We start from the raw sequence: 10,851 nt of genomic DNA, 5'->3' as shown, positions 1-10,851 counted from the left end.
GCCGCTAGGGCGCTGGAGTTAGACAATTCTCAAAGTCAAAGATTATATACTATCTTATTTTTTAACAAAGGGATTAGAGCTGGATTCAGAGAAAAACAGGGTAACTCCATTGTCCAGAGTTACCCTGTTTTTTTAATTTATAAGATTATAAACTCCCAATCGTAATCAATTGCGACTCTTTCCCTTTAAGTCCAAACCCCGATGTAACCTCTAATTTCAGCTGCTTGGCATTATGCGGCAGTTCAAAAACAATCTTTGCTTCTGTTGAAATACCGGGGTTAATGCTTTTTAAAAAGAAGGCCGTTTCATTATTTATATAACTATCTGCCTTTGTATCTGGCCCGAATGACCGCCCTTGTGAATCATGCAGCTTAAACATGCTTTTATCCACGTAACGGGGTTGTTTGTCGTTATTTGAAACATGGATGGTCATAACTAGAAATACCTCATCGGTCGTTAATGTATCAAATGGTCCGTCAATTTTCTTTTGTTGGAAGACATCTTTGACGATATAGGTTAATTTACCAACACTGACTTTATCTCCAATGTCAAAGTTCTGCTTTTTAACAGGAATGGCTGGGCCTGAATTAACCTTTCCAGCTTGCGCCAACGGATTGGCTGCCTCAAGGCTTTTTGGGGTTAATGCGATACTGGTGATGATTGATAGGACGGAAAATACCAGGAGGAAACCTAACCCCCCCCTCCTTTCAGTAAAACTCCTTGTAATCGCAAATACAATCGCTAGAATGATTGATAAACCAAAACCTGCTACCCCAAACAATGCTAACCAAGAATAAATTAATTCCTTCCCCGACAGCAGGACCAAAAGCACAAATAAAATGGTGCCAATCATAAATAGGTTTCTTACCCAATGATTATTTGCAGTCTTTTTAGAATAGGATGATTGCTTCTTGCTTTGTTTTTCGATTGATTTTGATGGAAAGGTTGTACTTAACATCCAGGTTCCGCATTTTTTGCAATAATTTCGATACCCTTCGTTGGCCTCTTTACAAATTGGGCAAATAAACATCTTCGCCAATCTCTTCACCCCTGGTCAAATAATTCCTTTGTCAAATATCCACGTTTTTTCCAGATATATGTCGTTAATTTATATATTCTTTTTAAAAAACAAAAAACCTCTATTTAAAATGGAAAAAAAAGAAAAAAAACAACCCCGGTTCAATACCGAGGTTATCTCTTAACAGCGTGTGCCTATATTTTTTAAAATCAAATTTAATACGTTTGATTCTGATGCCATTTCCAGGCATCGGCAATAATTCGTTCTAGATTCCGTTCTGCCTTCCAGCCAAGTTCTTCGAAGATCTTCTTAGAGGAGGCAACAAGTCTTGCCGGATCTCCCGCACGGCGGTCAGCCATTTCCACGTTTGCTTTTACACCGGTTACTTTTTCACATGTTTCAATCACTTCTTTAACTGAATAGCCAAGACCGTTGCCTAGATTATAGATCTCAGCCTCTTTCTTCCCTGTTAGCAACGCTTCAAGTGCACGGATATGGGCAGTGGCTAAATCTGTGACATGGATATAATCACGGATGCAGGTGCCATCTTCGGTATCATAATCGGAGCCGAACACAGAAATCTTTTCCCGCTGTCCTAATAGCTGCTGCAGGATAATCGGGATTAAATGGGTTTCCGGATTGTGACTTTCACCGATTGCTGCGGATTGATGGGCCCCTGCTGCATTAAAGTAACGCAATACAACATACTGGAGACCATAGGACGTTGAAAAATCGGCCAGAATCTGTTCCACCATCAGTTTGGAATGACCATAAGGATTAATCGGTTTGGTGGCACTTGTTTCATCAATGAGCTCCACATCAGGAATTCCATAAGTAGCTGCAGTAGATGAGAAAATAAAGTTTTTCACATTGTTTTTCAACATAATTTTTAACAAGGTTAGCGTCGACGCCACGTTATTCTGATAATATTTCAATGGATCGATGACGGATTCCCCGACCAAGCTATAGGCAGCAAAATGCATAACGGCCTTGATTGGATAACTTTTGAAAATCATTTGTAAATCTTCTTCATTTCCGAGGTCACCTTCCACGAAAATGGCCCGGCTATCAACGGCGGCGCGGTGCCCTGTTGACAGGTTATCAAGCACGACGACCTTCTCTTTTTCAACTAATTCCTTTACGAGATGGCTCCCAATGTAACCAGCTCCGCCAACGACGAGAATCATATTCATTTCCCCTTAGCTAGAATTTATTTCATTTTTCCATTATAGCATTTCGGGAAAAAAACAGCTTCTTTTGGACCCTTGCTAAAAAATTCCTCTATATCCATGTACAAAAACTTGACTGACCATTCGAAACATTTAGTAAACAATTGGTTTTAAAAAATAAATGCTGGGTACAAACATATGGAGTGATATCCAATTAAAGAGGTGGTAAAGTGGTTCAACAGTTGGTCATTCATTGGCATAAATGGCGCTATTATTACTTTCACCGGCTTTCCCAAGACTGTTTAGATTTTCACTTAAGACAAAATATCATCAAAAAAGCAAAATATCATCAAGACAGACTCTTAAGGTGCTATGAAATATAGCGCCTTTTTATTTTTCTCGTCCGTTTAATAAGGATTAATTGATAGAAAACCAAAGAAATGGACAAAATAATAGTTACCTAATTGAAGTTTCACCTACAAACGAATATTATATTAAATGTCTTAAAAAATGTTCGTGTTTTGGAGGAACCCCCCTATGTTTAAGCTGAAAGAAAATCATACAAATACAAAAACAGAACTAATTGCAGGAATCACGACCTTCTTCACTATGGTTTATATTGTCGTTGTTAACCCGGTCATTCTTGCAGACGCCGGCGTTCCGTTTGCCCAAGTCTTCACTGCGACCATCTTAGCCTCTGTAGTGGCCACACTTTGGATGGCGCTTTTTGCAAACTATCCCATCGCCATTGCGCCTGGCATGGGCCTGAACGCCTACTTTGCCTATTCTGTCGTTGGCGGGCATCACGGGATAACTTATCAAACCGCCTTTGCCGCTGTGTTTGTTGCTGGTATTATTTTTGTCATCTTATCTCTCACTCCTTTCCGAGAAAAGTTAATTGAGGCCATTCCGGAGAACCTGAAACATGGGATAACTGCAGGTATTGGGTTGTTTATTGCTTTCATTGGTCTGCGCCAAACGAAAATCATCACCGCACATCCTAGCAATCTGGTTGGTTTGGGCGACCTGCATTCCGCTTCTGCCAGTCTTGCTCTTGCAGGTCTGGCCATCACTCTTGTTTTGATGGTGCTGAGGCTGAACGGTGCGATATTTTTTGGTATGGTTATTACAGGATTAATCGCCTTTTTTACCGGCCAGCTGTCCTTTAAACAAGGATTCATGTCGCTTCCTTCCCTGCCAGAGGGACTAATTGTTGCGAATCCATTTACCGCAATGGGCGATGTTATTCAGCACGGCCTTTATGCGGTTGTCTTTTCCTTCATTCTTGTTACCATTTTTGACACCACCGGCACGATGATTGGTGTTGCCAATCAGGCTGGTTTAATGAAGGGCGATAAATTGCCGCGGGCACGTAAGGCATTACTGTCAGATTCGATTGGTACAACAATCGGTGCGATGTTCGGGACGAGCCCGACAACGGCCTTTATTGAATCGACGTCAGGAGTAGCCGCCGGGGGCCGGACCGGTTTAACCTCGCTAACGGTTGCCATTCTGTTTATTCTCGCCGCTTTCTTTGGCCCGCTTGTTAGCGCGGTGTCCGGGCTTGCCGCGATTACTGCACCTGCTCTCATCATTGTCGGGAGCTTAATGATGGGCAGCATCTCAAAAATCCGCTGGGATGAATTGGATGAAGCCTTCCCTGCCTTCTTGGTTATTCTGAGCATGCCGCTCACATCAAGTATTTCAACGGGAATTGCCCTTGGTTTCATTAGTTTCCCGCTTCTAAAGTTAGTCAAGGGAAGATGGCGTGAGGTACACCCGCTTCTTTATCTGTTCGCGGTATTGTTTTTTATCCAACTTGCCTTTTTGCAGCAGTAATTTGAGAACAGGGACGTTATCTTAGAATCTGACCACTTATGCTGGCGTGTCACGTGGCCAATTTACTTTTTGCTCCGTAAACCACCCTTTTGCCTTTATGGCGGGGTGGTTTTTCTTTTTATCGAAAGTGGTGTCAGGCACTTGAAAATATCGTGACAAACACCCGAACAAAATCGGACTTGCTTCAATTGCATATACATATAAGGAAATGGAGGAGATGGAATGAAACTTTATTTAGACCCTGGTCATGGTGGACAAGACCCCGGCGCCCAAGGTAATGGACTGGATGAAAAGGATCTTACATTAGATATTTCGTTGAAGATCAGAAAAATTTTGCAGGATGAGTATGAAGGGATTGTCATAAAAATGAGCCGCACGGGTGATACCACCAAAAGCTTAGGAGAGCGGACGAGCGAGGCCAATGCCTGGGGGGCAGATTTTTTTATGGCGATTCACATTAATTCCGACAGTCGTATTGCCCAAGGCTACGAGGATTATATTCATAGTAGCTTATCGGACTCTTCAAAAACAGCAAAATATCGGGATATCATCCATGCCGAAGTCATCAAAGTGAATCAGTTGAAAAACAGAGGAAAGAAAAAGGCTAATTTTCATGTGTTAAGGGAGTCTTCCATGCCGGCCATGTTATCGGAAAATGGCTTTATTGATAACACACATGATGCCGGGCTGCTGAAACAGGCCTCGTGGCTCCAAAAAGTAGCTGAAGGCCACGTAAACGGAATTGCGAAAGCCTTTAACCTCAAACGGAAAGATAATATACCCGCACCAAGTCCTTCCCCAAGCCCGGCCCCTGGAACACTTTACAAGGTTATCGGCGGCTCATTCAAATCAAAAGATCATGCCGACGAACGAGTAGCCCTCCTGCACACAAAAGGCTTCGAATCATTCGTTCACACCACAAACATCTCCGGCGAAACTTGGTACCGAGTCCAAGCAGGAGCCTTTTCCAACCGCGACAACGCCGACAACCTAATCAACGACCTCAAAAAAGCAGGAATCAACGACGCCTTCCTAATCGCCGAATAAAACCAAACCCCAATCGTGATTTCAATGGTTTCAGTGATATCAATGGTGTCAGTGATATCAATGGTGTCAGTGATATCAATGGTGTCAGTGATATCAATGTTGTCAGTGATGTTAATGGTGTCAGTGATGTTAATGGTGTCAGGCACCACTAATGTACAAATGTCCACCCACGGCGGACATTTTGTTTTTTTCCTGGCCCTGTCCTTTTTGGTGGATTTCTCTTATATAGATGGTGGAGGTTTTGTATGGGAGGCAGGGTAAATGGTTGGAGCGGATGTTTTCACCATGGCGGCTGACAGCAAACTGTGATACCAAACGCTGGAATCCGCATTCGAATGGATGCCGGTAAGGACGTAAGATTCGGAACTCGAACGATTTACTCTGCTTTCCCATACCATATTATGTAATGGAAAATCACTTTTAAAGAAATGGAGGAAGTATGATGAAACTTTATTTAGATGCCGGTCATGGCGGACAAGACAGCGGTGCCCCAGGAAATGGGCTGAACGAAAAGGATGTTACCTTAGATATCGCACAACAAATACGAAAGATCTTGCTCAATGATTATGAAAATATTGATGTTAAGATGAGCCGAACAAGTGATACTACCAAAAGCTTAGGTCAGCGGACAAGTGAAGCCAACGCTTGGGGCGCCGACTTTTTTCTGGCCATTCACATCAATTCGGCTGAAAGTTCTGCCCAAGGGTACGAGGATTATATTTATAATGGCTTATCAAATTCTAGTGCATCGGCTAAATATCAAGATATCATCCATGCTGAAGTAATAAAATTGAATCAGCTGAAGGACCGCGGAAAGAAAAAGGCTAACTTTCATGTTCTAAGGGAGTCTTCCATGCCGGCCATGTTATCGGAAAACGGTTTTATCAGTAATGCCAGTGATGCCAAGTTGATGAAGGATCCTGCCTGGCGCCAAAAAGTAGCCCAAGGCCATGCGAACGGGGTAGCAAAGGCCTTTAATCTGAAGAAAAAGGCAAGTACACCAGTCACACCAAGCAAACCGACTGCCCCGGTCAAACCAAATAGCCCGAACACGTCGAATTCCAAAATGATTTATACCGTTTACGCCAGTTCAAATAAGGAAAAAGAAAGTGCCACTCAACAAGTAGCGGAGCTCAGCAAAAAAGGGATCAAATCGTCAATTGTAACCGCCAAAATCTCCGGAAATACTTGGTACCGTGTTAAGATTGCCTCTTTTTCAAGCGAGGATAAAGCGGAACAACGGTTAGCCGAAGTAAAAAAGGCTGGATTCAAGGATTCTTTTATTATCATTGAAAAAGATAACTCAAAACCTGCCAAAACAGACACAAAAAATAGCAGCACAAACACGAATCAGAAAGAAAGCCCACAGGTCAATAAAACGGACACCAAAGACAAAAGCCCAAGCGAAAACACAAATAAGAGCCCGAATAACGGAGCTCCCGATGATAAGAATACTGATAAGAACAACAGCCCAACTAGTGATAAAAAGAATCCCCCAATCATCGCAGACCCTAGTCAATTTTCTATTTTAGGTCCAACCTTTCTATCCTCAGAACAGATGAATCAGTTTGTGAAAAAGGTCAATCCTAACGCGCCCGAATTAGGTAAATTTTATCAAACACTCGGAGAGTATTATGGGATTAGAGGAGACGTCGCCTTTGCACAAGCCATTCACGAAACAGACTATTTTCGGTTTACCGGCGTCGTAAAACCTGGACAAAATAACTATTCAGGGATAGGAGCAACCGGACCTGATGTTCGCGGGGCAAGCTTTGATACACAAGAAGAAGGTGTTCTTACACAGCTTCAACACTTGTACGCGTACGCTACCCCGAAGGCATTACCGGGTCAATATCCATTGGTTGACCCCCGCTTTCACCTTGTAGACAGAGGGTCCGCCCCAACATGGACTGCTTTAAACGGAAAATGGGCTGTTCCAGGCAAAACCTATGGGCAATCCATTTTGAATCTCTATGGACAAATGATCCATTCCACAAAATAAAGTTTTGATCATCTCACTATCTTATAAAAAAGGCCGGGCTCACATTTTCGTGAACCCGGCCTTTTTCCCAAAAAACCAGAGGGTGCCTGACACCAACCAAACGCTGAAACTCTACAGAAATTCAGGCATTAATCGTAATCCACATTATCTTCATCACTATCATTCACAATTGTGTTAATTGGCGTAATCGTTTTCCCATCCAATTTAAATACATTCCACTTGTTACCTATTTTATTACTAGGTACGTAAAAAGTTTTGACAGGGGAAGATCCTGAACCCATATACACCTGTACTTTAGCCGATGAATTGGATAGTTCATTACTGTCATCGCGGTCAAGATTTGTATAATCAACAACGGAATACGTGTAGGTTCCAGGAACTTGTTTAAGAATAGTTACCGTCTCAGGTCCCTCTGAATCCGTGTCATCGACATCCAGTTTCGTCATTAGCTCACCATTATAATAATGGGTTTTACGCCCGTAGTAAATTTCATATGACCCATTCTTATCTTCATAAGGCGCTGCTAGATGTGAATCCAAATCACTTGGAACCTGCCCCCATGTCAGCACAATACGAATCTCATCCGGGCTTAAGTTAGCTGTAATTGTTCCGTTATAATTTAGTTTTTCAATATTTGGCAAACTTACTAGTGTAATCGTGTTCTTGATATAACCAGCTTTTTCGATAACGGCAGTGTAATGGCCTGTTGGCAGTACTAATAGATAATTTCCATCCCCATCAGTGGTAAGCGTCTTTATCTTCTGACCGGAGGAAACATTTAAACCTTGATAAATGGTAATACTTGCGTTTGAAACAGCGCGGCCCGTTTGTGCATCAGTAATTACACCGCCGACAGTTCCTGTCTTGTTATATAAATCACTTTTAATAATTTCAAGCTTTGGATTGTAGGTAATTTGTTTATTTTCAATTTTCACATCATTGAGAACGACCGTTTTATATCCTGAAACCGCATAGGAGATATTATAGGTGCCAACAGGCAGTAATAACGTATATTTGCCCTCTTTGTCTGATTTTGCCTTGTATTTTGCTCCCGGTTGATCCTTGTCAACTGCCTCAATCACTGCATTTTCAATGGGCAGATTGGCAGCCGCATCGGTAACATACCCTTCCACACCGTTACTCAAATAGCAGGCGGATTTTTTCGTTTCAAACCATTTTTTATCAGAAATAACAAGTTCTTTATTGATGTTCCCATTCGGGAGCAGCCATGATTCCCACTTTAAGCGTGCAAGAACCTTAATCTGTGTAACAGGGGCAAACTTCATGTCGTAGCAGCCCTCTAATTGCATATCTTTTTTCAGCAGATCATTTTTAAGAGTTAGACTACCGCTAACATCTAAGACACCTTTTCCATCCGCTCGGAGGACCAGAGGCATGATCCCGCCGATATTCAAGGCCGCATCGATACCAAAGCCTACTTCACCATGAAGCTTTCCTTTGGCAGAAAGGGTTTCAGTTTGTGCGGTAATCCCGTCTTTTGGCCCTTTAGAAAATTTTGGTTTTGGATTTTTAATACTTAGTGATACACCTTGGTCAAACTCTGTCTTTTTAACGTAATCGTAGGTTATTTCCGCCTCAATATTTCCAGAAGCCGTCATCACCAAGAAAATGGTTACACCAACAGGGCATTGCACATAGCCGCTTGCCCCCACGCCTGATTTAGGGACAATAGCAGTAGGTGTAACGATAAAGGTAACGCTTCCTAACGGCAGCCTTCCATCGGTAACATTTACCCCTTCTATTTCCCCTAAACTACCTTTAAATTCCCCCAGCCCTTGATCCTTAAATTTCCAATCCATTTTACCTTTTGCAGTGAAATTTAAGTTCGTCTCCGTTTTGTATTTTACATTAAATTGCATTTTCACTGGGATACTGGCAACTTTTTCAACATCTGTAGTAAGTTTAATGTCCTTAATGCTAATTTTTCCGGAGGCACTTAGATTCGCATTTGCCTTGCCTTTTCCTTTTAATATTTCATAATCCTTTGTATACTTCAATAAATCCATATTGACTTTTAACGTTAAATCCTTTGCTTTCGTCTGCCCTTGTTTTTGAAAACTAGTTGAATTACCCGGCGCCGAATTATCGATGGTTACTCCCGGTTCTAGATTGGCGGCAACAATCTTAGAGGCATCAACCTCCTCATCAACGGAAAGCTTTAAATCTTGAAAAACCTCATCCAGCGTTGGCTGAGAAACCGTCACATCATACTGGCTTCCCGCCTTTTTCACCTCATTTACCTTGAGGAATCCGCCCATTGGGTTATCCTTTGTTGGATCCAAGGCAATGATGGAGTCCTTTATCATCACCTTTGGATCAATCGTTGAGACACGTAATTTCACCGTCCCGTTTGTTACTTCCTGCTGCGTTTTAATAGAAGAAAGTAAACTATTTGTTTGTGTTTTTGATAAAACCTTAACTTTGTCGTTCATTTCAGCCACACCTGCTTTCGCGGGCAGCTTCTTTTGGTACGTAATGGCACTATAATAATCACGAACAGTTTTATCACTTAAATACTTTTTATCTGCAAAAACCTTAACATCATTAACCTTTTTTGCTAAAATTAACGATTTTACATCCGTTGTTAATGAATTAGGAGCAATCACAACGGAAGCCTTTTCCTTTACAGCTAGCGAAGAAATAAGTGCTGCATAGGGATAATTGTTTTTGGCAACTAGATAAAGATTCTTGCCGGTCTGCCCATTCATTTTGACGAGATTACTAGATAAGTTGTATACGTCTTTTCCAGTAATGGTAACGACATTTTTCATTTGTTTTAGGACCGTTTTCGATACACCCAAGGAATGAATTTGAACTTTTTGCTGATACTGATTTATGTATTTAATCGCCGTTCCATTCAATTTTTTCGGGTCGACCACAATAATTGCGGCATTTTTGCTCATAGCAATCGCCGGAACAGAGGCACTGTAATCCATTTTCTTGCTAGATACTAAATAAATGATGCCCTTCGATGGCTTCATTTGTTTTGCAACTTGAATGGATGTATCTGTGACATCTTTTCCGTTAATTTTCTTCACTTTAATTTTCAGTTTCTTAAGGTCCTTTTCGACATTCGTATCAATCTGTTTCTTATTGGCAATAATCGTAATCTCTTTAACCTTTAATCTCTGTAATTCCTTTTTGACAGATGAATTTAAGCCTTTCTTTTCTGTTAGCAAAAGTGGGGCTTTAAGTTTATTACTATAAAGAGAAGAAATATAAATATTATTGTTATCTTCCTTATTTGTCAGTACGGCCTTCTTTGAGGTCTTTGGAAATTGTTTCTTGGAAACAGTAATCGCCAAGTTTACTGACGAGGATGCTGACGTCCTGCTAATTTTCGGCTGGCTGGCAGCTGCTGCCTTTGAAAAATCAAAATTACCGATAAATAACTGCAGCACTAGCAGCGATATTAGTACTTTAAAACTTCCCTTTTTTAATTGCTTCGAGCTCATTCCCCCTCTTCTAAAAATTCCTAGTAATTGTAAAAATAATCTTTCCAATTGTGCTCCTCCTTCTATCAACTCATCTAATAATTTAAAAATCAATTCTATTATACAAATTTTCGTAGTAAATAAGAACTATAAAAGTTCTACAAAATTCGCAGGTTAATAGACCTAGTTGCATGTAAAAAAAGGTAATACTCGAATTATTTAATAATAGTCAGCACAAAAGGCAGTGAATCTAAATTCACTGCCTTTTTATAAGAACTTCCTGTAATGGTGTCAGGTAATGGTGTCATGTAATGGTGTCAG

General features: G+C 41.2%; 6 protein-coding genes. 3 read left to right on the top strand and 3 right to left on the bottom strand.

What is annotated here, in order from left to right:
* Positions 1-145: 145 nt before the first annotated feature.
* Both BSO02S_RS12460 and galE read right to left on the bottom strand, forming a co-directional pair.
* Positions 146-1,030 (bottom strand): DUF4352 domain-containing protein, encoded by an 885-nt coding sequence (locus BSO02S_RS12460; RefSeq protein ID WP_235846919.1) that lies wholly within the window; start codon positions 1,028-1,030, stop codon positions 146-148.
* Between the two features lie 203 nt (positions 1,031-1,233).
* Positions 1,234-2,205: a UDP-glucose 4-epimerase GalE gene (gene galE / locus BSO02S_RS12455; protein ID WP_066067320.1), complete on the bottom strand. Its 972-nt coding sequence runs from the start codon at positions 2,203-2,205 to the stop codon at positions 1,234-1,236.
* 519 nt (positions 2,206-2,724) lie between these two features.
* Between galE and BSO02S_RS12450 the strand changes: the two genes are divergently transcribed.
* The 3 genes from BSO02S_RS12450 (at position 2,725) to BSO02S_RS28005 (ending at position 7,075) form a co-directional block, all read left to right on the top strand.
* A complete protein-coding gene (locus BSO02S_RS12450; protein ID WP_066067317.1) occupies positions 2,725-4,026 on the top strand; it encodes an NCS2 family permease in 1,302 nt (433 codons plus the stop codon).
* A 222-nt stretch (positions 4,027-4,248) separates the two neighbouring features.
* Positions 4,249-5,073, top strand: coding sequence for an N-acetylmuramoyl-L-alanine amidase (locus tag BSO02S_RS12445; protein WP_066067315.1), 825 nt, complete (start codon positions 4,249-4,251; stop codon positions 5,071-5,073).
* A gap of 442 nt (positions 5,074-5,515) precedes the next feature.
* Positions 5,516-7,075, top strand: a complete 1,560-nt coding sequence (locus BSO02S_RS28005; RefSeq protein WP_066067312.1) for an N-acetylmuramoyl-L-alanine amidase — start codon at positions 5,516-5,518, stop codon at positions 7,073-7,075.
* A 128-nt stretch (positions 7,076-7,203) separates the two neighbouring features.
* On the opposite strand, the gene BSO02S_RS12435 is transcribed toward BSO02S_RS28005, so the two are convergent.
* Entirely contained in the window at positions 7,204-10,599 is a 3,396-nt protein-coding gene (locus tag BSO02S_RS12435) for a carboxypeptidase regulatory-like domain-containing protein (RefSeq protein WP_066067309.1), read from the bottom strand.
* Between the last annotated feature and the right edge of the window lie 252 nt (positions 10,600-10,851).

The sequence above is a fragment of the Neobacillus soli NBRC 102451 genome (genome assembly GCF_001591665.1).
Lineage (GTDB): Bacteria > Bacillota > Bacilli > Bacillales > Cytobacillaceae > Neobacillus > Neobacillus soli.
Note: the sequence above shows the minus strand (reverse complement) of the source record. Positions and strands in the feature narration are given on the sequence as shown.